The 23,714-nt window shown below is 61.4% G+C and carries 16 protein-coding genes; 4 read left to right on the top strand and 12 right to left on the bottom strand.

The features are described from left to right. The first annotated feature begins 36 nt into the window (after positions 1-36). Together RE4_RS00940 and RE4_RS00935 are read left to right on the top strand one after the other, a co-directional pair. Positions 37-1,476, top strand: a complete 1,440-nt coding sequence (locus RE4_RS00940) for an amino acid permease (protein ID WP_060937822.1) — start codon at positions 37-39, stop codon at positions 1,474-1,476. Between the two features lie 120 nt (positions 1,477-1,596). Further along, positions 1,597-2,721 carry a GGDEF domain-containing protein gene (locus RE4_RS00935; protein ID WP_238076629.1) on the top strand — a complete coding sequence of 375 codons (1,125 nt, stop codon included), beginning with the start codon at positions 1,597-1,599 and terminating at the stop codon, positions 2,719-2,721. 1 nt (position 2,722) lies between these two features. Here RE4_RS00935 and RE4_RS00930 read toward each other — a convergent pair whose 3' ends face one another. The 7 genes from RE4_RS00930 to RE4_RS00900 form a co-directional block, all read right to left on the bottom strand. Continuing rightward, the gene (locus RE4_RS00930) at positions 2,723-5,050 is read right to left on the bottom strand and encodes a putative bifunctional diguanylate cyclase/phosphodiesterase (RefSeq protein WP_060937820.1); all 2,328 of its coding nucleotides are present in this window, start codon (positions 5,048-5,050) and stop codon (positions 2,723-2,725) included. A gap of 237 nt (positions 5,051-5,287) precedes the next feature. Continuing rightward, complete coding sequence (locus RE4_RS00925) at positions 5,288-6,910, bottom strand: MFS transporter (protein ID WP_020971136.1); 1,623 nt, start codon at positions 6,908-6,910, stop codon at positions 5,288-5,290. Positions 6,911-6,992: 82 nt separating this feature from the next. Then, positions 6,993-8,156, bottom strand: coding sequence for a VWA domain-containing protein (locus RE4_RS00920; RefSeq protein WP_029256519.1), 1,164 nt, complete (start codon positions 8,154-8,156; stop codon positions 6,993-6,995). Continuing rightward, a complete protein-coding gene (locus RE4_RS00915) occupies positions 8,153-10,339 on the bottom strand; it encodes a DUF5682 family protein (RefSeq protein WP_081098289.1) in 2,187 nt (728 codons plus the stop codon). The genes RE4_RS00920 and RE4_RS00915 overlap by 4 nt, the downstream gene beginning before the upstream one ends. Then, entirely contained in the window at positions 10,336-11,451 is a 1,116-nt protein-coding gene (locus RE4_RS00910) for an ATP-binding protein (protein ID WP_060937818.1), read from the bottom strand. The genes RE4_RS00915 and RE4_RS00910 overlap by 4 nt, the downstream gene beginning before the upstream one ends. Beyond that, positions 11,448-12,932, bottom strand: coding sequence for a DUF5691 domain-containing protein (locus RE4_RS00905; protein ID WP_060937817.1), 1,485 nt, complete (start codon positions 12,930-12,932; stop codon positions 11,448-11,450). Before RE4_RS00905 ends, RE4_RS00910 begins: the two co-directional genes overlap by 4 nt. After that, positions 12,929-14,227 carry an SWIM zinc finger family protein gene (locus RE4_RS00900; RefSeq protein ID WP_060937816.1) on the bottom strand — a complete coding sequence of 433 codons (1,299 nt, stop codon included), beginning with the start codon at positions 14,225-14,227 and terminating at the stop codon, positions 12,929-12,931. Before RE4_RS00900 ends, RE4_RS00905 begins: the two co-directional genes overlap by 4 nt. Before the next feature lie 116 nt (positions 14,228-14,343). On the opposite strand from RE4_RS00900, the gene RE4_RS00895 reads away from it, so the two are divergent. Next, complete coding sequence (locus RE4_RS00895; protein WP_060937815.1) at positions 14,344-15,648, top strand: HNH endonuclease signature motif containing protein; 1,305 nt, start codon at positions 14,344-14,346, stop codon at positions 15,646-15,648. A 91-nt stretch (positions 15,649-15,739) separates the two neighbouring features. Here the strand turns inward: RE4_RS00895 and RE4_RS00890 are convergent, their stop codons facing one another. The 5 genes from RE4_RS00890 to RE4_RS00870 all read right to left on the bottom strand — a co-directional run bounded on the left by RE4_RS00890 (position 15,740) and on the right by RE4_RS00870 (position 22,926). After that, positions 15,740-17,029 (bottom strand): PucR family transcriptional regulator, encoded by a 1,290-nt coding sequence (locus RE4_RS00890; protein WP_019745783.1) that lies wholly within the window; start codon positions 17,027-17,029, stop codon positions 15,740-15,742. A 35-nt stretch (positions 17,030-17,064) separates the two neighbouring features. After that, complete coding sequence (locus RE4_RS00885) at positions 17,065-18,498, bottom strand: phytoene desaturase family protein (protein WP_019745784.1); 1,434 nt, start codon at positions 18,496-18,498, stop codon at positions 17,065-17,067. Next, complete coding sequence (locus tag RE4_RS00880; RefSeq protein ID WP_019745785.1) at positions 18,495-20,342, bottom strand: DUF3556 domain-containing protein; 1,848 nt, start codon at positions 20,340-20,342, stop codon at positions 18,495-18,497. Before RE4_RS00880 ends, RE4_RS00885 begins: the two co-directional genes overlap by 4 nt. An 85-nt stretch (positions 20,343-20,427) precedes the next feature. Beyond that, positions 20,428-21,900 carry a class I adenylate-forming enzyme family protein gene (locus RE4_RS00875; protein WP_029537171.1) on the bottom strand — a complete coding sequence of 491 codons (1,473 nt, stop codon included), beginning with the start codon at positions 21,898-21,900 and terminating at the stop codon, positions 20,428-20,430. A gap of 132 nt (positions 21,901-22,032) precedes the next feature. Continuing rightward, a complete protein-coding gene (locus RE4_RS00870) occupies positions 22,033-22,926 on the bottom strand; it encodes a LysR family transcriptional regulator ArgP (protein ID WP_060937814.1) in 894 nt (297 codons plus the stop codon). A gap of 75 nt (positions 22,927-23,001) precedes the next feature. Between RE4_RS00870 and RE4_RS00865 the strand changes: the two genes are divergently transcribed. Beyond that, complete coding sequence (locus RE4_RS00865) at positions 23,002-23,622, top strand: LysE/ArgO family amino acid transporter (protein ID WP_020971145.1); 621 nt, start codon at positions 23,002-23,004, stop codon at positions 23,620-23,622. Positions 23,623-23,714 lie beyond the last annotated feature (92 nt).

Below are 23,714 nucleotides of genomic sequence, written 5' to 3'. Positions count from 1 at the left end.
GAACTGATCGCGTCATGCAATAGGAGCTGAGCCCAGATGCCCGACAGCAGCACCGAAACAGCCGAAGCCGCCAGCGTTCATTCGACGCTCAAGACAGGCTTGAAGAAGCGCCACCTGACCATGCTTTCCATGGGTGGTGTCATCGGCGCCGGTTTCTTCGTCGGGCTGAGCGGAATCATCAACCAGGCCGGCCCCGGCGCAGTCATCACTTGCGCGATCTGCGGCATCATCGTGTTCCTGGTGATGCGCATGCTCGGTGAAATGGCCGTCGCCAAGCCGTGTACGGGATCATTCACCGAGTACGCGCGAATGGCGTTGGGCGAATGGGCGGGTTTCACCACGGGCTGGCTCTACTGGTATTTCTGGGTGATCGTCGTCGGCATCGAATCCGTCGTCGGAGCTACCCTGCTCTCCCGGTGGATCCATGGTGTACCGCTCTGGCTCATGTCAGCAGCACTCCTGTTGGTGATGACCGGGGTCAACCTTCTCTCCGTCAGCAACTTCGGTGAGGCCGAATACTGGTTTGCAGGTATCAAGGTCGCCGTCATCATCGGCTTCATCGTGCTCGGCAGTCTGTTCGTCTTCGGCATCTGGCCCGGCAGTGAAGTCGATTTCAGTAATCTGACCGGCCACGGAGGATTTCTGCCGAACGGCTTCACCCCCGTGCTGGTGGGCGTTGTCGCCGTGATCTTCTCCATGACCGGAGCCGAGCTGGTCACAATCGCCGCAGCGGAATCCGCCGAACCGGCCGGAGCGATCAGACGAGCCACGAACACCGTCGTCTTCCGCATTCTCGCGTTCTTCGTTGTCGCCACCTTCCTCCTCGTGACGATGCTGCCGTGGGATTCGTTCGTCGTCGGCGATTCTCCGTTCATCTCCGCACTCGACCTGCTCGGCATTCCCGGCGCCGCCGACATTCTCAATCTCGTGGTTCTGGTCGCTGTGCTGTCCTGCCTCAACTCCGGCCTGTACACGGCGTCACGGATGCTCTTCGCACTCTCCGTCTACAACGACGCGCCGGCATGGATGACACGGACCAACAGTCGCGGCGTGCCCGTGAAGGGCGTACTCGCCTGCACCGTGGCCGGGTATTTCTGTATCGCGGCCGGTTACATCTGGCCAGACACGATCTTCCTGTTCCTCGTGAATTCGTCCGGCGCAATCTGTTTGTTCGTTTACATCCTGATCTGTGTATCCGAACTACGCCTCCGACGCCGATGGGAACGCGAAAGTCCCGAGATTCTGAAATTCCGTGTCTGGTTGTATCCCGGCCTACCGATAGTGGTCACCGGCCTGATTCTCGTGATCCTGGTGGGAATGGGTCTCAACGAACCGACGCGCGCGGAGTTCGTCCAAAGCCTGGTCGCGCTGGGAGTCATCCTCGTCGCTTACAGCGTGAGAAGGTCTCGTACGCGAAAAGTCGTATCGTTCGCGACCGCCTCGAACAACGCACACAGCAGTTCGAAGAAGGCTTGAAACAAGCATCGAGTAAGCGCTCGACTCGATAAGAGAACCTCTTCCCCGAAAAAATCGAACCGGTGGAACCGGTCGAACACAGATTTTCTCTTTACCTAATTTCAAGGCAAAATAGACAGCATGCCGAGCCCTGTCATCGCCTCCGATGCGCACAGTTCTTGGCAAACACTTCACGAATGGTTCAACGAACCACACGACTACGAGTGGATAAAGCACCAGAGATCCGGCCGAGCAATCATTCCGATCTTCCGAACCTTGCTCGGAATGATGACGATCATCTTCGGACTCTCCGCGTTCTACAAATTGATCGGCCCGGATACGCCGCCGACCACTCCCGGCAAAGCTCTTTCGATTTTCATGATCTGCACGTGTGTGGGAATCGCCGCATGCTGGTTCACACAACCATTTCCCGGACGCCGGGGGTTGCTTGCATTCGGGATATTCGCAGATCTCGGGATCGCGGCCGCAGTCCTTCTGGTGCCGGATCGCTCGTCCGCGACATTCGGTTGCACCGTCTTCGCAGTCACCGGAACCTTTGCGACTCTTTTTGTCAGCGCAAGGTGGCTTGTCGCTCATGTCGTTTGGTCGATGACCATCACGACTACCGTTTTTGTTCTTGCCTATCTAGAAGGCGACGTCGATATCACGACGCTTCTGGCCCGTGGCACCGTTCTTTTCGGAGCTGTCACACTCGTTCCCATTTTTGCGCACCTGACCTGGCGCACTCTCTACCGCGATGCCCAGTATTCGGACCGGGATCCCCTCACTGGCCTGTTCAACCGTCGGGGACTCGAGGGGGCAGTCGGCGATCTCTTCGAGAGCTCCCGAGACGATTCTTCGTCTCTCGCTTTCATCGTCGTCGATATCGACAAATTCAAGACGGTCAATGATCTTCACGGTCATGCTGAAGGCGATCATGTCATCAGAAGAACCGCGAACCGATTGAGCACACATCTCGGCGAACGCGGAGTCATCGCTCGAACGGGCGGAGAAGAATATCTGGCTGTCATTGCCGGCGATCCCGAATCCACCATCCTGTTGATCGAAGGGATAAACGCGGCGCTGTCGGATTGTTCCGACGCGATCCCCACAACGGTGAGCGTCGGAGCTGTGATGATGACCGCCGAATCGAAGGCGTGGAGCGGCGGTGCTTCCGCAATCCTGGCGGCGACAAACGTCGCGGATTCGATGATGTATCAAGCGAAAGCGGCAGGCGGTAATACGATCCGCTCGGCTCAGATCTGATTCACAGCCACGTAAGTGGGTGGACGCTGCGCCCGGTTTCCGTGTCCGTGGCGGCAAGATACACATCGACGCGCTCAGCGGTCAGAGCCTTGCTGATGTGATAACCCTGGACCAGGTCACACCCGACCCACTGAACGCGGCGGAACTGCTCGATGGTCTCGACGCCCTCGGCCAACGATTTCATACCGAGGGCCGCGGCCAATTCGACAATGGACTTCACCACGGACATCTTCGGATCGTCCGAGTCGGTGACCAGCATGCGATCGATCTTGAGAACGTCGATTGGAAGTCTCTGGAGCGTGGCGAAGGAAGAATAGCCGGTGCCGAAATCGTCGAGCGCGACGGTAACCCCGAGCTCACGCAGCTTGTAGAGATCCCGGATCGCGCGATCGTCCACAACACCTGTCTCGGTGATTTCGAGCTGCAGCAGATGCGGAGCCAAGCCCGAATCCGTCAGAGCTTTCTTCACCATCGCACCGAACTCTCGCGACACCAACTGCACTGGCGAAACGTTGACCGAGACACCGATTCCGGTCGGCCACCCCGCAGCAGCTGCGGTCGCCATCGCCATCGCCTGCGCACCGAGGGGAATGATCATTCCGGTTTCCTCCGCCACCGAGATGAACTGGCTGGGCCCGATGAGGCCGCGACTGGGATGGTTCCACCGTAGAAGAGCCTCGAAGGCCACCACTTCACCGGTCTGAGTGTCGACCTGAGGCTGATAGTGGAGATCGAACTGCCCTTCCTCGATCCCTCTGTCCAGCTCGTGGAGCGCAGTCGCCCGCGCCGATGCCCTCGCCCGCAGCAGCGGTGAGAACTTGCCTACTCGATTGCGCCCCGTCGACTTCGCTTCGTACAGAGCCAGATCCGCCAGCATCACCAATCCGTCTGCGTCTGTTGAATCCTCGGGCGCGCTGGAGTAACCGATCGTGGCCCGCACTTCTATTCGATTGCCTTCGACGAAGAATGGTTCGTGCAGCACTTCCAGGTACCGATCGAAGATCACTCCGGGATCGTCGCGCGACGACGTGCAGACGATCAGCCCGAATTCGTCGCCGCCCATCCGCGAGCACATGTCCGAACCTACGACCTTGCGCAGGCGTGTCGTGACTTCGAGAAGTAATTGGTCCCCGATCGGATGTCCAAGGGTGTCGTTGACCGATTTGAAATTGTCGAGGTCGAGAATCCCGACGAGAACCTGCTTGTCCGGCGCCCGAGAATTGATCGCTTCCTCGAGCGCCACACCGAACGCACGACGGTTCGGCAACCCGGTCAACGAGTCGGTGGCCGCAAGCCGAAGGATCTCCTGCTCGTGGACATACCTCTCCGTGATGTCGGAACCGACACCGCGCCAACCCAGAATCACACCGGATTCGAGAACCCGCGGATTACCGGAAAGAGACCACCAGCGCCGCCTACCGTCGACATGCACCGGCACGACGGTGTCCCGGAAGGGGGCACTCGATTCGAGTTTGTCGATCATCTGGGCCGCGGCCGCACGTCCCTCCGGACTCGACGCGATCTGGAGTCTGGTGAGGAGTTGCCCGAAGGTGAGTTGCTGCAACTCGTCCACCGTCATACCTGCGACCTCGGCGAGACGTGCCGAGGTGTGGGAGAACCGGCCGTTGGTGTCGCACTCCCACAGCCAGTCGCGGGAACCGCCCTCGAAACCGTCGAGCAACAACGCCACAGTCTGACGCTCGGATTCCGCCTGAAACTCTGCGAGACAACGTCTCTGGAACGAGGCCGACAGATAGACCGCCCCTACGGTGAGCGCAAACATGTAGATGCACAACTGAATCGCAAGTACGCGAAAGTGGGGTTCGGCGTGGACGATGAGAACAGTGAAGACGCCGAGGCCGTGAATGTAGATCCAGGTCAGGCTCACCGATCTCAGACTGGAGAACGTCACGGTCCCGGCGCCCATGATTCCTGCCATCGTCGCGATCAGAACCAAGTCGCGGGAGACGTCCATGTCGTGAAAGAGCAGGGCAAAAAGTGCGACGTCTAGGGTCGCGACAACGATCACTTCGACGAGCAGACCCACGTAGTCGTAGCGCGGTGTGTGCTTCGACGGTCGCCAGCGAAGCGGTATCCATACTCGAATCGAATTCGCGAGGACAAGAAAGATGAGGGCGCCGCCCAACCACCTGAGCGTCTGACGTCCGGGCGGGACGGTGTAGGTCAGAATCACGACCAAACTCGCCATGTACGCAAGATTGGCGAACGGCGCGACGGCCGCAGCCTCGTCGATCTGACGGCGAAACAGGCTGTTGCAGTCGGTCTCCGAAGCAGGATCTTGCCGACTCAATCGACTCAGACGGTTCATCAGTGTGGCATCCCGACACCAGTGCAGGCGCCATCAGCGGGCGTCGAATCCGCTCGCCTGGCCATCCGAACCTCCCCTGGCTCCCCACCGAACCCTTATCCGGTGAAACGTCAGTGTTTCAGACTCGCTGCTTGTTTCCTTCACAACGGTAGCCATCTGACGAATCGATTGTGCGCAGATCACTATATCCAGAGGTCGTTCCGTCGATCTTCCAGGTCGATCCCCGATTGCTGATTCTTAGCTCGAACCACGTTTGTCGCCGACCGCGACGCGGGGGATTCGAGCGGTCGGGAACAACGCGGCGATTGCGAGCAGCGCTGCCACGGCAAAAGCGACACGCAACGCGTCCAGCCTGGCTTCTTCGTTCACGTCCACGATCGCATCCGCCGTGGACTCGGCGACGCCGGCGTCACTGAGAGCGGATCGGAGTTGCGTCGTCGACAGGAACGGCACGCCCGAGGCCATGTCGGTGCTCGCTTGCTGCTGCACCGATGTCGGAACCGCCGGATTGTCTTCGATTCCGGCGATCGCCGACGTCGTGAGTGTGGCAATGAGAACCGATCCGATCAGGGCAGTTCCCAAGGATGCGCCGAGGTTGGTGGCGGTGTTCTGCAACCCGCCGACCTCGGTACTGCGCTCGTCCGGGACCGAGGACACCGTGACGGCTCCGAGCTGCGAAGACAGGCACCCCAAGCCGAAACCCATGAACAGCATGGGAATCATCACGATCGCCGCATTGGCGCCCGGGTCCATGCCTGCCACGAGCATCAGAATGCCGACGACCATGACCAACAATCCGACTCGGACCACGCGTCGCGGGTTCGCGGTAGGCCGAAGCTTCGGAATACCGATCGCCGCCACGACGAGCGCCGCCGACAACGGCAGGATGCGAATTCCGGTCTCGAGAGCGCTGAGCTCCAGAACTACGGACAAGAACAAAGGAACCGCGAAGAACACGCCCGCCTGCACCAGAAACTGCGCGAAGAACATCGACAGCCCGCCACTGAGTTCGCGGTTTCGCAGCATCGCCGGATCGAGCAGAGGCTCCTTCCCCGCAGCGGCCAGGCGACCCTCCCATCGCAGGAATCCGTAAACGACAAGGAGCCCGACGATCAGCAGCCACACCACCGGAGACAACCCCACCAGTTGCGGCCCGCCAGGTTTGGCCTGTACCCAACCCCACTCGCTCGAACGCAGAACACCGAAGACGATCATTCCCAGTCCCACCACGGACAGGATCGAACCGAAGTAGTCGAGGCGCGACTTCGACGGTGGGACGTCGACCACTTTGCTGAGCACCAGCAAGATCAGGACAACGATCACGACTTCGCCGACGAACACGTAACGCCACGACGCAAATGTCGTCGCCGCGCCGCCGATCAGCGGCCCCACTGCCACGGCTATCGCGCCTGCTGCAGCGACGAGGCCGTAGGCCGCCGGACGCTTCTCCGCCGGGAAGTTGGTGGCGACGAGCGCAACGATCGCGGGCATGATGAGCGCCGCGCCGACGCCTTCGAGGAACGACCACCCGATCAACAGGACCACGAGATTCGGAGCGAGCGCAGTCGTCAGAGACCCAGCGCCGTAGATGACCAAGCCGAGTGCGAAGGCTCGGCGACGGCCCATCATCGAACCGACTTTGCTACCCGTGATCATCAGAGTCGCCATGACCAGGGTGTAGAGCGTGATCGCGGTTTGAATGCCGGTGATGCTCGTGCCGACGTCCTCGGCGACGGTCGCCATCGAAACATTCATGACCGAGCTGTCCAGGGTCATCAGGAACTGGCTGCTCGCCAACACCGTGAGAACCAGCCCCGAACCCGCCTGCGTAGTCGAACCAGCAACCTGTCCGTCACCCATCGTGCGGGTGTACCCGGTGCTCAGGTCTTCGAAGCAGACCGGTCAGTGCTGTTCGAGGCTGTTTGAGTCAGTGCCGTTCGAGTCAGCGCTGTTCGAGTGCGAGTTGATCCGCCCAGGCCGACACGTCGCCGCGTTCCAGAGCGACCGCGAGCAGTTCCGGAAACTTGTCCGGCGTGCACGCAAACGCCGGAATCCCGAGGGCACTCAGCGCCGCTGCATTGTCGTGATCGAACGATGGGGCGCCGTCGTCCGAGAGCGCCAGCAGAACCACAACCTGAACGCCGGCATTCTTCATGGCCGCCATGCGCCGCAGCATCTCGTTCCGAATACCGCCCTCGTAGAGGTCCGAGATCAGAACAAACATCGACTCGGCAGGACGCGAGATCAGCGACTGGCTGTACGCGATTGCGCGGTTGATGTCCGTGCCCCCACCAAGTTGGGTCCCGAACAGGACGTCGACGGAGTCGGACAGTTTGTCCGTCAGATCGACGACGGCGGTGTCGAAAACCACGAGCGAAGTCTTCAGCGCTTGCATCGACGCCAACACCGCGCCGAACACGGACGCGTAGACGACGCTGGACGCCATCGAACCCGATTGGTCGATCGCCAGGACCACGTCGCGCTGCACAGATTTCGACTTGCGGCCGTATCCGACGAGCCGCTCGGGGACGACGGTTCGATACTCCGGCAGGTAGTGCGACAGATTTGCTCGGATGGTTCGGTCCCAGTCGATGTCACGCAACTTCGGACTCGACGTTCTGGCCGAACGATTGAGTGCCCCGGTCACCGCGGCCTTCGTTTTCTGCGCGATTCGCTCTTCGACTTCCCGAACCACCTTGCCGACGACCATTCGAGCAGTGGCCTTACTGGCCTCCGGCATGACCTGGTTGAGGCTCAGCAGCGTCCCGACCAGATGTACATCTGGCTCGACGGCATCGAGCAGTTCCGGTTCGAGCAGCAACTGCGCCAAACCCAGTCGGTCGATCGCGTCCTTCTGCATCACCTGCACCACCGTGCTGGGAAAGTACGTCCGGATATCGCCGAGCCATCTGGCGACGGACGGCGCCGACGCCCCCAATCCGGCTGAGCGGCGGCGCCCCTTGGTCGGGCCGGACGAGTCGTAGAGCGCTGCGAGAGCTGCATCCATTCGACTGTCGCCCGGTTGGCCCAGCCCTCCCGTCGATTCTTCGGCGGATTCCCCGAGCATCAATCTCCAGCGCCGAAGGCGCTGATCATCGTCGCTCATACGCGCGCTCCCAGTATCTCGGCAACGACCGCCATTGCCGCTCGGCCGCGTCGCGCGTCAGTCTCCACTGTCGTCTCGACGCGTCGTCCACCTCTGACCGCCTGACCGATCGCTCGACGCTCCCCTGCCTCGAAGGCTCCGAACGTGCGTCGAAGCAACGGAAGCGTGTCGATGAAGTCCTGCTCACGAAGTTGGCGGACCCACGTGTCGATCAGCGTGAGCAACGCTCGATCGTGAACGAGCACAAGCCCTCCCCCACCGAGAAACCCGTCGACCCACCCGGCTTTGGCGGTCGGCGCGCTTCCCACGGACAGGGCCCGAGACAAGCGCTGGGCTGCAGCGGTTTCCGTGATCGAACCGCTGTCGCGCAGTAGCCGCACCATCCGTCCGACGAGTAAACCGTTGACGTCGTCACGGTCGATCACGCCGGCCATCGCCTGCAGCCACCGTGCGCTCGCATCGCGATCGTCACGGACCATGACTGCCGAGTGAACCTTGTCGAGGTGATCGCGAAACTCCTCGGCGCTGGGATCGTCCAGTCCGGTGACGGCGACTGCGAGGCCGGTGCAGATCCGGATCAACAAGCTGTCGGCGACGTCGATCAACGCCGTCACATCGGTTCCGCGCACATCGCCGTATCGCAGCGTTCGGGTCAGCGTCGGTAGCGCCGCCATCAGATGTGACACGTCATGGTCTAGTGCCGCAACTGTTTTCACACTCTCCAAAACCGCAGACAAAGCTGCCGGGAGGTTTGCGAGCAGTGAGTTCTCCAGTAGTCCGATCAGTGACGCGAGAGTGATGTCCGGCTCGTTGATCTTCGAGACGACACGTGATGCCGCCGCTGCGGCCACCGTCGTACCCCACAGCGACGCCTCGATCACCGAGACCGAGAATTCGGGCTTCCATTGCAGCGCCCAAGTCTCTCGGAAAGTTCCGGTGGAACGGACCTCACTGTCGGCCGGGGTTCCCCAATCGATCTCGAGGATCCCCAGTCGGTGCAGGAACTGGGAACGCTCGACGTCGATATCGCGTCGCAGGTCCAGATCGAGATTCTTGGCTCCCGCTTGTTGTTTGAGCCGCAAAGTCTTCGAACGTGCTCGCAGGTCTGCTTCGAGCGGAACCGTCGGAGTTTCTTCGGGCACCGTGCCCAGGGCTTCGCCCACAACGAGTCTTCGTGTGATCAGATCCAGAAGAACGTCGTTTCCGTCGCACATTACCGACCTCGTAGCCTCGGTAACTTCCGACAATCCGGCCAGCGGGCGAGAACGCAGTGCAGCCAACGTATCTGCCAATCGGACAGCTTCGATGACGTGAGCACTCGAGATGGGAAGGTCCTCGTCCCTGAGCACCCTCGCAACTTTGGTGAGCCACCGCGTGATCGTCTTGTCGTTCGCGGTGAACAGATGGTGATACCAGCCCGGCGAGGTGATTCCGGCTCCGTAACCCGATGCCGACGCCAGGCGTGAATGTGTCCAGGGAACCCAGGTCAGCGAGGTCTTGACCTTGGACATCCCCTTGAGAATGCGGGCGTCGGGAGCCGCAGGCCCCAGGGCTCCGACCAACGCCGGCGCGTGCCAAGCTCCGCAGACGACCGCTACCCGCTCGGCGCCATCCTTCAACGTCTTTCGCAGCACCTGCCGCATATACGCTTCGCGATGCGCTGTCTCCTCGTCGATCGGCACTGTCTCACGCAGCGCCTCCATCGCCTCGGTGATCGCATCGAAAGAATCTGCGCCCGAGCTTGATTCGATCACCGAATCCCACCAGCGTTCGGTGTCGTCGAAACCCGCGGCCGCGGCCAGTTCAGACAGAGGATCGCCCTCGCGGACAGTACGAATCCCCTGATCCGCCAACACGTTGAACGCGGGCAGATCGCAGAACCTTGCCTGCACACCGTTCTTCGCAGCCCACTGCAGCGCTTGCCATTCAGGTGAGAACACCGCAAACGGCCAGAAGGCCGCCTTCGACGGTTCGCCAGTAGCGTACGCGAGCAACGCAATCGGCGGTTCCATCGACTCCGATGCCGCCAGCATCACCAACGGGTCTGCATCCGAAGGACCTTCGATCAGGACCACGTCGGGGGAAAACTCTTCCAGGCCCTGCCGAACCGAACGAGCAGATCCCGGGCCGTGGTGACGGATACCGAAGACCCGGACACGCAGGTCCGGAATCACGATGGTCACCCGGTGACCTCGCGGCACGCCCGGTAGAAGTCGGACCACTCGCCGCGTTCACGCACTACTGCCTCGAGGTACTCGTTCCACACAACCTTGTCTGCGATCGGATCCTTGATCACCGAACCCAGGATTCCGGCAGCGACGTCGGATGCCCGAAGTACGCCGTCCCCGAAATGCGCAGACAACGCCAAACCGTTGGTGACCACCGAGATCGCCTCCGCCGTCGACAGAGTTCCGGACGGGGACTTCAACTTGGTGCGGCCGTCGGTGGTCGTGCCTGATCGCAGTTCCCGGAACACGGTGACGACCCGGCGAATTTCCTCGGCTGCTGCGGGGGTTGTCGGCAATTCCAGTGCTGCGCCCAACTGTTCGACTCGGCGTGCCACGATAGCCACCTCGTCCTCCTCGCTGGCCGGCAACGGGAGAACAACTGTGTTGAACCGTCGACGTAGTGCGGACGACAGATCGTTGACACCGCGATCGCGATCGTTGGCGGTAGCGATCAGATTGAAGCCCTTGGCTGCCTGCACCTCGATGCCCAGTTCCGGCACCGGCAACGTCTTCTCGGAGAGAATGGTGATGAGGGCGTCCTGCACGTCGGCCGGAATACGCGTCAACTCTTCGACGCGGGCGATCTTCCCGGTTTCCATCGCGGTCATCACAGGTGACGGCACCAGCGCACCGGCGGTCGGCCCCTCCGAGAGAAGGCGTGCGTAGTTCCAGCCGTAGCGGATAGCTTCCTCGGGTGTACCCGACGTGCCTTGAACCAGTAGCGTCGACGCACCCGAGATTGCAGCCGAAAGGTGTTCGGAGACCCAGGTCTTGGCTGTACCCGGCACGCCCAACAGCAGTAGCGCCCGGTCGGTGGCAAGAGTTGCGACGGCCACTTCCATCAACCGCCGTGGACCGACGTACTTCGGTGAAATGACCGTTCCGTCGTCGAGAGTGCCACCCAACAGATACGTCACCACGGCCCAGGGCGACAAGTTCCACGACGGTGGACGCGGGCGGGTGTCCTGCGCGGCCAGTGCTTCGAGTTCGAGTGCGTACTCCTGCTCTGCGTGGGGCCGCATCAGCTTTGCCGGTTCTGTGGTGGGCACGGTTGCGCTGTCAGTCATGTGAGCTCCTCGAGCAGGGTCTTGCGGTGGGTGATGGCGCTGGCAGTTCTGGCGAAGGTCTGCCGCCAGTCCGGGTCACGTGCACGTTCCGCAGCCCGATCGAGCAAAGTTACTGCGCTGTAGGGAAATCGACTCTCGGCCAGGCGTAGCGATGCGCTGTATTTGTAGCGCGAGAATTCGCCGGCCTTGGCGCCCCCATCGGCACGTCTGGCCGCAACTCGTTCCCACTGGGCCACGACTGCCCGGGTGATGTCGTCTGGCCATGGACCTCGCAGAGCGTCGTAGATCGCTGCCCTGCCCGGGTGCAGAACATTGGCGTCGCCGTTTCCAGACCTCAACAGGTCAGCCAGAGCCTTGGCCGGCACCAACGGGAGTAGGCGTCGATCAGTGGCCGTGCCGCGCGTGCGAAAGAGTTCCAGCGCCCATTCCGCATTGTTCTGCGCGACTGCAGCGGTGGACCAAGCGTCGTGAAGGATCGGCTCCCAGCCTTCGTCAACGCTCATCCCCATGACCTTGCCGGGTTCACCGATCATGTTGTTCCACAAAGACAACGGTGCAGAACTGATCGCCTGACGCACGTACTCGGCACGATAGTCGGTGTGTGGATTCGGCCGATCTTCGATGCCGTCTCGCCTCGACGCCGCATCGACTTCCTCAGGCGGCAGGATGACCAACGTGGATCGAAGCAGTTTCCGCTCCACCCGCGCCCATTTCTGAACCCGCGCAGCCATTCGCTCCCCGAACTCCGATTCGGGAATACGTCCGAGCACCTCCGCTGCTGCGCGTCGCACGTCCTTGCGACGGTCGTCGAGGGCTTCCTCCAACAATGGTTGATCGTCGGCGCTCGATCCGATTGCCAGAGTCGAGACAAATGCAGCCTTCTGTTCGCCCCGCTCGGTGCCCCACGATTTTCTGAGTTCGGCCAGTGCCAGCGCGGGATCTGTTCGGCGAGTGTCTATCAGCCACTGCGTGCGCTGGGACGAACTTCCGTGACGCCAGACATCCGGATTTGCATCCCTGGTTCGGACGAGCTTGCTCCACTCGGGGTTTTGCGCGGCTAGCCATCGGCCACGCTCGCCGACGATCTGCAGGATGCTCTCCCGGTGAGCTTCGCTCGCACGTGCAAAGGAAAGCAACTCGGCGACCAGATGATCAGGCGCACGGTAGTTGCGCTCCAACGCGACTGCGAACCACTCGTCGAGCAAGGTCGCCTTGGCCGCGAGCATCGACAGCAGGTGCGCCGATGAGGATTCCGGCAGCGTGAATCGCACATCGTCTGGAGCAGGTGTCGGCACGGCCGCCGTGGTGGAGCCCGCACCGCCACGGCGGTACGCCCTCTCCAACGCTGCTGCTGCCAGAAGCATCTCGGCAGGATCGCCGTCGAGTTCGCGGGCATGGCCTCGCACTTCGGCCGGCAGCTCCTCGAATGTTGTTAAGGTTCTGGCAGTCCCGAGAAGAGCAGCCGAGATCAAAGTGCTCACAGCACGATCACCTGCCCTCCCGTGAAAACCGAGATCGGAGTAAGAGCCAGCGCATTCCACGTTCCGCAGACCGTGACCGGGTAACCGCCGGAAATACCGAGCAACTTCCACAGAAGATCCGAATCACCTTCTGCCCGAAGCGCTGTGCCCGATTCGTCGACGAGAAACCAGGAACCGTCGACGAACGACGGGACCACCGAACTGATCACTGCCGGCCACGAGCGCAACCAGGGATCTGCGGCGAGGGCATCGGTAAACTGCTGCAACGCAGCGTCGATGCTTCCGAACGGCATGGTTGTGAAGGGCTCCGGTTCACCGTGCGTTGCCCCCATCCGCGCCCGCAATGCCGCGGCACCGGGATAGAAATGAACATCGGCATTGAGCAGAAACCCGACTGGCGGCGTTTCGGTGGCAAAATTGGGTGACCCGTGGGAGAAGTCGAGCAGCATGGCCCACCGTTTCGAATTCCTGCCGAGCATCCACACGGTTCGGGTGAACAGTCGCTTCTCCTCGGTGATCCCGGAACCGAGAATCATCCAGTTCTCTTTCACCGGAATCGATTCCATCACACTCTCGGTTGAGACGGGATAGCCGACGTGCGCTTTCACCGAATAGGCAAGATCTTCCGGCAACTCGGACAGCTTCTGATGCGCAGCGACCAGCAGGTGCAACCGAGCCAACTCGTCGAGGACCTTCTCGGGCCAGTTCTCCGTAGACGCAACGATTCCCGCCAATGCTCGAAGCGTGCCTGCAATACCGGGCGCCTGAGCATCCACCATTCGAGCGGCTACCGCGTCGAAGCCCGCCCAGGACGTGTCCATCGCCGCCAGACCGCCCCGGATCTGATCGGTGATCCACAGGTCCAATTCGACGAGCCCGCTCGCAACGCGGTCGGCGCGCTTCTGCGCTGTCGCCGGGTCGGGAGACTTCTTGGGCGCCTCGTCGCCGCTTTCGCCGGTGTTCTCGGTCTTCTCCTCGCGGCGCGACAACCACTCTGCCGCGAAGTCGGCCGGCTCGTCCGCCGTCGGCACACGCCCTTCCGACCATTCCACCAGCAGCCCCAGAGCATGTTTGCACGGAAACTTTCGACTGGGGCACGAGCACTTGTATGCAGGACCCCGCAGGTCAACCACTGCTTGATACGGCTTCGAGCCGCTGCCCTGACACAGCCCCCAGAGCGCGAGACCGCTACTGCCGGCATGGCTCCACGAACCAGCCAACTTACGCGCAGCGGCCAGCGATGCGGCGTCGGGAGCTACCGACGCCACCTGCCCAGCTGTCCACGGCGAAGTCACTCGACCACAGTATGACAACCCGCTGACATCGCAGAGTCAGGCCGATTCTTTAGTGAATCAGCTCTTGACTCGAACGCATGTTCGAGTATTGTCTGGGGTGGGGATCGGGGGATTCAATGAGTGTTCTGTTGTCGGATGTGGTCTCGGGTTCTGCGGTGGGGTTGCGCGGACGCATGTGGCGGTTGTCTGCTTCTGAGTTGCGTGCTGCTGCTATCGAGGCGAGTGCGGAGATTCTTCGTCTCGAGGCTGTGCGTGTGGCAGTGGTCGACGAGTTGTCGTTGCGGCCCGATGATCAGGTGATTGCCAGCCGCGGGGTGGGTTGCTGGTTGGCGGCGAACACGATGCTGCAGGTTCGGGATGGGAAGAAGATCGCCGCGTTGGGTGCGGCGCTTCGGCCTTTTCCGGCGGTGGCTGCCCGGTTCGATGGCGGGGATTGCTCCTTCGATCATGCCGTGTTGATCGTGGCGTTCTGCGAGTCACCTCCGAAGGGGATGCCGGAGGAGGCGTTGCCTCGCTGTGTCGATTTGTTGTTGGCTGCTGCGTCGGGCGTGGAGGCGACGACGACGAAGGTGCGGAGTGTTATCGCGACCTTGGAGCGAGTGTTCGAGTCCGATGAGATTCCGCCCGCCGAGGATGTGGATCGGAATGAGTTGCGGATCGCGTCGACGTTGAATGGTCGGGTGGTGGTGCGCGGTGATTTCGATGCTCTCACCGGGGAAATGTTGTTGTCGGCGTTGTCGAATCTGACGATGCCGACCCCGGCACCGGATGGAACTCCGGATTCTCGGTCGGCGGCGAAGCGGACGGCGGATGGGTTCACCGAACTGATTCGCCGCTACCTCGACTGCGCGAAGACCGGTACGGATGGTGGTCAGCGGCCGCATGTGAATGTTCACATCAACGCCCGTGATCTGGCGGAGCATCGGGACTGCGCAGCCGCACCCTCGCCCGATGGTGGTGGAGTGGCTGTGTCGGATCTTGATGTCGGGCACATGCCGTGGCTCGGACCACTGTCCGTCTCGCAGACCAGACTCCTCGGCTGCGATTGTTTCCTCTCCACTGTTCTGCTCGACGGTCACGGGGCTCCGTTGGATGCGAGACCCGGGAAACGGTTGGTCTCTGCGGAGCAGCGAGTGGCGTTGATCGCCCGGGACAAAGGCTGCGCGTTCCCCGGCTGCACATGTGTGCCCGCGTGGACGGATGCACACCACATCCGGCACTGGGCCAACGGCGGCCCGACCGTGATGAACAACCTTGTCCTGCTGTGCCGTTCACATCACCGATTGATGCACCGAAAAACCGGATTCGTCGGGAAATGGGAAATCCGAATAGGCACCGACAACAAACCGTGGTTCATCCCACCACCCTCGATCGACCCCGGCCAGCACCCACGGCCCGCGAACACCACCTTCAAAACCTGAGAAGAACCTCAGGCACAACAGAACACGGCCAGGCTCCGCATCGGTCATCAAACCCCGATACGGAGCCCACAGGCCGTGTCGCGTCCACAACTCACGACGTTTTGGCGGGGCGCAAGACCGATCTACCCAACAACTCACAAACCTGCAGGGCCAGAGCGAGATCCAACTTGTCTCGGCCGGCAGCGACTGGATCTCCGAGCGCCTTGTTGATGCGATACTTCACCGTATTCCGGTGCAGATTCATGTGATTGGCAGTGTGCAGATGGCTTTCTCCGTGGGCGAAGTACACACTCAACGTCGTCCGCAAGGATGCAGCAGAAGGCGTATCGTCCGCCAACGGGCCTAGCACCTCCCAGACCCATGACTTCGTAGAATCGATGTTCTCGGACAGAAGTGAAACCACAGCGACGCCGCGGTCCCCGAAGCTCACCACCGGCCGTTGCGGCGTATCCGGCACGGCAGCAACCGAATAGGCGGCGGTTGCCTGTTCGTGAGATCGCTTGAAACCTTCGACCCCTGACCCTGGCAGTCCGATTGCCACCCGCGCTCCGCCGTCCAACGGCACTGCCGCAGCGAGAACCTCCGGATCCGGCGCAGGCACCCGGCGACCGAACGGCAGCCACGCCCACACCGTGCGTCGATCGATGGCGGTGATGATCGGCGGCTTGTCCGCTCCCGCCGCTGCGCCGAGATCACGTACGAGTCGATCGAGCGTGTTGATACCCATGACGTCCGCATCCCATGTCGACCAAACCACCAGGGCGACGTGGTTCTGACCAAGTCGGTATCCGGTCTCAGCTTCGAAAGCAGCGGTATCTGCGTTGGTGCCGGACAGGAGGGCGTGGATCGCGGCCGAATGGAGGTTTCCCTGCGCTGCCATCCATCGACTGCGTTCCCGCTCGTACGCGTCGAAGACGTAGAGCGTGATCCAGTCGATGTAGCTGTAGACCACATCCGAAGTGTGTTTCAGGACAGCCAAAGTGAGTCGCGCCGGAATATCCAGTGTGCTGATTTCGTCGTGACAGATTCGCATCAGATCGCCTTGGCCCATGTGGTAGGCCCGAACGAGAGAGTTGGACGGAACGTCCCGCTGCGCCAGACGCAGAGCGTATTCCACTGCGGCAGTGGTCGGTTGGAGATGATCGATCGGAATGTCGTTGGCCAATACGTGGATGATCGTCGTGATGTTTCCCTGCACGCTGGCCTCGAGCATTTCGAGCAATTTGGCGTCTGCATCCAATTGGTCGATTTCGTGAGCCATCATGAAGGCCATCTCACGCGCGATGTCGGCACTGCGCTCGTCGAGTCGTCGGGCCAACTCGGCAACCACCGCAAGCACTTCCGGCTCCGCGGCTGCAGGCACTCGGGCGAGACGCCGCATCACGCCGGCGCCTCGCTCCTTGTGCGATGGACTACTCACAGAACTTCCGCACCCTTTCGTCGCAGGTACTTCAGAGCCGATTCGGCCGCGTTGTACCCGCACATTCCATGTGCTCCGGCACCCGGCGGGGTCGAGGCCGAGCACAGGTAAGTGCCCGCGATCCCCGTGCTGTACGGATCGACTGCCACGCGCGGACGCAAGACAACCTGAAGTTCGGTGTTGGCACCTCCGATGATGTCGCCGCCTACCTGATTCGGATTGTCTTGTGCCAGGTCAGCTGTACCACTGCTCGATGTCGCGACGATCTGATCCCGGAATCCTGGCGCAAACCTCTCGATCTGACGAATGATCGCCTCTGTAGCGTCGCCGGCATATCCGTGTGGCACGTGCGCATAGGCGTACAGCGGATGAACGTTCCCGGCGGATCGGGTGGGATCAGCCAGGTATTGCTGACCGAGGAGCACGAACGGCCGGTCCGGCATGCGGCCTGAATTCGTCTCACGCTCAGCGGCCACGATTTCGTCGAAACCACCTGCCAGATGGACAGTTCCGGCCCGAGCGCAATCCGGATTGGTCCACGGCACATGACCTTCGATCGCAAAATCGACCTTGAACGCTCCGGGAGCCTGCTTGAACTTTCGATAGGCTCTCGCCACTCGGCCCGGGAGTCGATCGCCCAGGATTTCGAGCGCACCCCCCGGATTGACATCCAGCAGAACAACATCGGCGTCCGGAATCTCGGAGGCCGTGCGAACCCGAATGCCGGTGTCGATCTTGCCGCCGTGATCGAGGAGCATCGCGGCCATGGCGTCGGTGATCGAACGCGAACCTCCCTCGGCAACCGGCCAACCGTAGCGGTGACCAGCAGCAGTGATCATCAATCCCACCGCCGAGGTGGCCGGACGGTTGAGTGGATAGAAGGCGTGCGCGGCAACCCCGCCGAACAGCGCCTTCCCTTTGTCGGTCTTCCACAACTTCGCGGTCACGGTTGCCGGAAGCAGCGCTCGCGGACCGAAAGCTGCGAGCCGCAGCGGATGCCGCGGGACATTGACGATCGGGCGCATCAGGTCGGACGCCAATGCATCGAATCCCGTCGACAAGTCACCGAACATGCGTTGCCATCGAGGTCCGTCCGCGCCGAGTCCCGCCGCCGTCTGCTCCAGCGAGCGGTACAGAACACCGGCGTCCCCGTTGTCGAGCGGATGCGCGCAGTCCACCTCTGCCCATCTCCAGATCAGCCCGTATCGCTCGAGGTCCAGCTTTGACAGGTACGGCGAGCCGATACCCATCGGGTGAAACGCCGAGCAGTGATCGTGAATCAACCCCGGCACGTCGATCGGACCGGAGCGGGTGCCTCCGCCGATCTGGTCGGCAGCCTCGAGCACCTGCACGTCCACACCGCTACGTGCGAGGTGTACCGCGGCAGCGAGCCCATTGGGCCCGCTGCCGACGACTACGGCCTTTGTCACTTACTCACCTCTTGCTCGCTACCGCTGGCCCTCGTACGCATCTTCGGCTCGGAGACAACCTGCGGATCTGTTGCCGCGCGGTCGGCCCGTACGTCCAGTGTCCACTGAACGTCGAACGGAATGGGCCCGTTCGGCAACCACGGTTGTTCGGCAACTGCGTCGGCGACCTTGAAAGTACCTCGTTCGATGACGCCGAGAGCTGCGTCGATCACCTGGTACTCCTGCGTTCCCTTGTGGATGGGCTGCGATTCGATCCAGGTCACCAGGAACTCGCCGGGCGCGAAATTGCAGCGACGCTGAATGGCGGCGATCAACTTCGCATCGTGCAGGTGCCCGTCACCGAAGTTGAAGGCGACGATGGAGTTGCACATGAACTCGGCTTCCCGCAGCGAGTACGTGTTGATGTCGTCGCCGAGGTGCCTGATCATCAGTGAGAACAGTGCACGCCCCTGGCTGTGCATGGAACGCCAGCCCAACAGCTGATGCAGAACGACATCGGACACATCTTCGGGGTACATCGTCATCAACTGATTACGCGTATCCGGCGACGGACGCTTGATGTACTGGTCGATCTTTGCTTCGGCGCCCGGCGCGAATGCCCACGTCGCAGATGCCCAGTTGCCGGCGTACTGACGCATCGACGGCAGGAACGACACCAGATCGGGTCGAAGGTTTCCGAGAATGGGGAAGAAAGCAAGGGCTGCAATAATTCCCGCTGTGATCCAGGGTGAAGACATGGCGCCGAGGCCGTAGCCGTCCCACGCCGGGAAGCCCAGGAACAGGAAGACCGAGGCGTAAGCGAACAGAAGATTCCATTCCAGCGGAACAGCCAGCGGGAAGGTCGACGCGATGAAGAGATGGAATCCGACCATGAGGATCACGGCGAGGATGGTGAGTGTCTTGTTCGTCGAGAACAGCAGTATCAACGGAGTGACGATTTCGACCATCGTTCCGGCCACGTGTGCGACCCCGCCGCCGAGGTGCGAGGGTCGCAGATCCTCCGGGAAATTCCGGTAGTGCGCACGCTTGATCTTCTTCGACGGGATCCACGGCGTATTGCTGAGCATCGGGGGGACCACCAGCGAGAAGTGACGGCCGAACTTCGAGACACCGGCACCGATCCACACCATGACGATCAGCAGTTTGAGCGCCAGAATCATGTCGACGAAGGGCAGGAACGTGAAGAAGAAGATCGCCGGCAGGTACTGCTCACTACGGGCAGCGATGAAGGGCACCTTGTCCCGCAACCCGAGAATCACCATGAGCACGAGGAAGGAGTACAAGACCGTCGGGCGTACCAGTCCGGCATTGTCGGCGATTGCCGAATCGATTCCTGCGGTGTGAACGCCGGGAAGAACCGCGGCAACAAGAAGATTGGCGACTACGGCGACGTAGATGAAGACGTCGAACACCGTGCGGGTGTCACCCGAGGTGAGCGGCACCTTGCCCGGCCACGGTGGAAGGCGAATCGTGCCGGGGCGGATCCAGTAGAGAACTCCACCGGTCATCGGTTTGAAGTGGCCGGCCAATGGACCCCAAGACCCTGCCAGGCCCAGGATTTCGAGCATCATGGTCCAGATGATGAGTTTCTGGTAGACGATCGGCTGGTTCCACCATGATCCGATGTCGAACCACGAGAGGCCGGAAGTCAAAGTGGCAACGGCTGTTCCAGCTGCCAGGTAGAGGAACAACAGTTTCATGATGTAGACGGTGTGGACCATCTTCGGTGTACCGAAGCCGTAATCCACCCAGTGCGTGGACATGTCACGCAGACGCTCGAGAAACGGCTTGTCCATGAAGGTTGCCGGATCGACGGGAGGGAAGTTTCCTTCTTTGAATCCCATGATGTGCTCCTGAAATACGGAATGTGGGCATGACGGATCGACTCGACGCACGTCGTCGAGTTGTGCTGGTATTACGGGGAAGGGACTAGTGAGCGGGAGTTGCGCTCAAAGCTCGTCTCATTCCGGGTTTGTCGATCTTGCCCACCGGGTTTCGGGGAAGCGTATCGACGACGTAGATCGCCACTGGCACCTTTACTCGGGTGAGCAAGGCCGTGACATGTTCGAGCAGTTCGCCTTCGGTGACGGGCGCGTCGGGGTAGGCAACGACATAGGCAACTGGCACCTCTCCGTAGACCTGGTGCGGAGCGCCGATGACGGCGGCCTCGAGCACGGAAGGATGTGTGGCGAGCGAATTTTCGATCTCCTTGGGGTAGATGTTCTCGCCCCCACGGATGATCATGTCCTTGATGCGATCGACCAGGGTCAGGTAGCCGTCTTCGTCGAGGACCCCGACGTCGCCGGTATGCAACCAACCATCCTTGACGGTCTTCGCGGTCTCCTCCGGCTTGCCCAGATAGCCACGCATCACGTTGCCGCCCTTGATGACCACCTCTCCGGCAGTTCCGACGGGAGCAAAGGTTCCGTCCTCGGCAAGAATGGCAATCTGCTGGCCGGGCAACGCCGGGCCGACCGTACCCAGTTTGCGCAGGCCCTCCACAGGATTACAGGCCGACGCACAGGTCCCCTCGGTGAGTCCGTAACCCTCCACGATCACGAAACCGAAACGCTGCTCCGCGCGTTCGAGGAGTTCCTTGCTGATCGGCGCCGCACCGCACACGGCAAATCTCAAAGATGACGTATTGATCGAGGCGTCTTCCGGCTGCGAGGTCAGCATCGCGTAGATTGCCGGCACCGCCGAGAAATACGTGGGGCGAAGCCGCGCAACGTCGTCGAAGAATCTCGAAACCGAGAACTTCCCGGTGACACTCACCTGTCCGCCGACAAGCAAGGGCGTCAGGACGCTGACGCAGATCGCGTTGACATGGAACAACGGCAGAATCAGCAGGCAGTGATCCGCGCCGGTAACACCGATGTTCTTGCCCATCGACGAAGCCATGAACTGCAGGTTGGAATGCGTGAGCATCACTCCCTTGGGCCGTCCAGTGGAGCCGCTGGTGTAGATGAGTAACGCCAGATCGTCTGCTGCAACATCGATTCCGGGTCGGGGATCGGTCGGCGGCACTGTCGCCAGATCGTCGACGACCAACACCGCACGGCCGCCCGAGGGCGCATCGGCAGTAGCGGTGATGACCAACTCGGCCCCGGAGTCCGCGATCTGGTAATCCGCTTCGTTCGCAGTGAACATCGGATTGATGGGTGTAGCTGCAGCACCGATGCGCCAGGCAGCCATGATCGCGATCAGCAACTCGACGCGATTGGGCAGCATGATCGCCACCACGTCACCGAGTCCGATTCCGAGTCCGGCCAATTGCGCGGCAACAGCTTCCGTACGATCTGCGAACTCTTCATACGTGAGTTCGACGTGGTCGTCCCGCAGGCACGGCTTCTTCCCGTACTTCTCCGCAAGATCCCAAGCCAGATATCCGATGTCCGCCACGAGAGTCAGCACCTTTCATTCGTGTGTGACTCAAAACACTATCGGCGTCCTGCGGCCGAAGAAACGGTCTCAGGGGATCAACTTATCCAGGTTCTTTGTTCCCTGAGCACAACGCCGCAAGGGCGGCGAACATCAGATCGAGGGCTGATGCAACACTTCGTGGGCACGTCGGGTCACCACTTCGGAGATCCGGCGCAAGACGGGTGACGACAGTTTCCACTGCTGCCAGTACAGCGGAACGTCGTCCACGAAGTCCGGATCGAATCCGATCAGCACTCCGCCGCGATCGTCTTCGCCGCACTGCAGGTCCGGTATCAACCCCCACCCGTATCCCCGTCTGACGGCGTCCACGAAGTCTGCCGATGACGGAACAAGATGGCGAGGCGGATCTGCCGGGTGGCCGACCTTTTGATCGAGGTACCGATCCTGCAGCAGATCCTTGCGATTGAACACCACCAGCGGCGCCTCCGAAAGAGATTCGGCCGTGACACCATCTGCGAACCAGCGACGGCAGAACTCTGCGCTCGCCATCGGCCGATACCGCATGATGCCCAACCGACTGGAGGTACACCCTTGAATCGGTGACGCAACCGACGTGACGGCAGCCATGACCGAACCGTCGCGCAGCAGGTCGGTGGTGTGGTCTTGATCGTCGAGATGAAAATCGAAACTGACTTCTTGCGTGAACTCCGCGAGGGCCCCGAGAACCCAAGTGGACAGCGAATCGGCATTGACCGCGATCGAGACGCGGGCGAAGGTGTTCGAACCGTTTTCCAAACCGAGTTCTCGCACGGTGTCACGCGACAGTGCGTCTATCTGACGGGCAAGACGCAGGACTTCTCTCCCGGAATCGGTGACCTGGATGGGTTTGGTGCGCTGCACCAGGATCCGGCCAACCGAGGTCTCGAGAGCTTTGATTCGTTGGCTGACCGCCGAAGGCGTGATGTGTAACTTCCGCGCCGCCGCCTCGAAGGTTCCCTCGTCGACCGCAGCGTGCAATGCCCTCAGTTGCTCGAAATCCAACATAATCTGAAGCTACTCTGATGCGTCCTAAGAATCATTAGCTGGACTGAATGAAATCTGAGCGGCAGGCTCGACAACATGCTCAGCACCAACGACCCTGCGTCGGCCCTCGTCGGTTTCGGAGTCGGACTGTCATTGATCGTCGCAATCGGCGCCCAGAATGCGTTTGTTCTTCGCCAAGGTCTGACGCGATCGCACGTACTCCCGATCGTCGCAGTGTGCGCGTTGTCAGACGCAATTCTGATCCTTGCAGGCATCAGCGGAATCGGGACCCTCCTCGAACACGCACCGTCGCTGATCACGTTCGTTCGTATCGCCGGTGCGGTCTTCCTCCTCAGCTATGCAATCTTCGCCGCCAAGCGGGCGCTTCGACCCCAGACGCTGGCGCCGGATCAGCACGGCAACGGTTCGAGGCTGGCCGCCGTCACGATGGCATTGGCTCTCACCTGGCTCAATCCACACGTTTACCTCGACACCGTGGTGCTCATGGGTTCAATTGCCAACGGTCGCGGCGAAATCGGACGTTGGTGGTTTGCGGCCGGTGCCATCACCGCGAGTGTGGTCTGGTTCAGCGCCCTCGGTTACGGCGCACGTCTGCTGACGCCGCTTTTTGCGAAACCCAACGCCTGGCGGATTCTCGACGCTCTGATCGCCGTGATGATGGCGGTTCTCGGAATCAGCCTGCTTGTCGAATTGTGACTCAGCTGCACAACCTCGATCCGACACTGCGGGTATCGGGATGGGTTACCGTCCAAGGTGAGGAAGCTCAATTCACCTGTCGCGAGTTGTGA

The organism is Rhodococcus erythropolis NBRC 15567 (assembly GCF_001552595.1).
In the GTDB taxonomy this organism is placed as follows: Bacteria; Actinomycetota; Actinomycetes; order Mycobacteriales; family Mycobacteriaceae; genus Rhodococcus_F; species Rhodococcus_F erythropolis.
This window is presented reverse-complemented; position numbering and strand designations above follow the sequence as displayed.

Coding starts and splice junctions, on each gene's coding strand:
- RE4_RS00930 (WP_060937820.1), bottom strand. CDS start 5,050: ATGAACCGTCTGAGTCGATTGAGTCGGCAAGATCCTGCTTCGGAGACC.
- RE4_RS00870 (WP_060937814.1), bottom strand. CDS start 22,926: ATGTTGGATTTCGAGCAACTGAGGGCATTGCACGCTGCGGTCGACGAG.
- RE4_RS00935 (WP_238076629.1), top strand. CDS start 1,597: ATGCCGAGCCCTGTCATCGCCTCCGATGCGCACAGTTCTTGGCAAACA.
- RE4_RS00940 (WP_060937822.1), top strand. CDS start 37: ATGCCCGACAGCAGCACCGAAACAGCCGAAGCCGCCAGCGTTCATTCG.
- RE4_RS00920 (WP_029256519.1), bottom strand. CDS start 8,156: ATGAGCGACGATGATCAGCGCCTTCGGCGCTGGAGATTGATGCTCGGG.
- RE4_RS00865 (WP_020971145.1), top strand. CDS start 23,002: ATGCTCAGCACCAACGACCCTGCGTCGGCCCTCGTCGGTTTCGGAGTC.
- RE4_RS00880 (WP_019745785.1), bottom strand. CDS start 20,342: ATGGGATTCAAAGAAGGAAACTTCCCTCCCGTCGATCCGGCAACCTTC.
- RE4_RS00910 (WP_060937818.1), bottom strand. CDS start 11,451: ATGACTGACAGCGCAACCGTGCCCACCACAGAACCGGCAAAGCTGATG.
- RE4_RS00890 (WP_019745783.1), bottom strand. CDS start 17,029: ATGCGGCGTCTCGCCCGAGTGCCTGCAGCCGCGGAGCCGGAAGTGCTT.
- RE4_RS00895 (WP_060937815.1), top strand. CDS start 14,344: ATGAGTGTTCTGTTGTCGGATGTGGTCTCGGGTTCTGCGGTGGGGTTG.
- RE4_RS00925 (WP_020971136.1), bottom strand. CDS start 6,910: ATGGGTGACGGACAGGTTGCTGGTTCGACTACGCAGGCGGGTTCGGGG.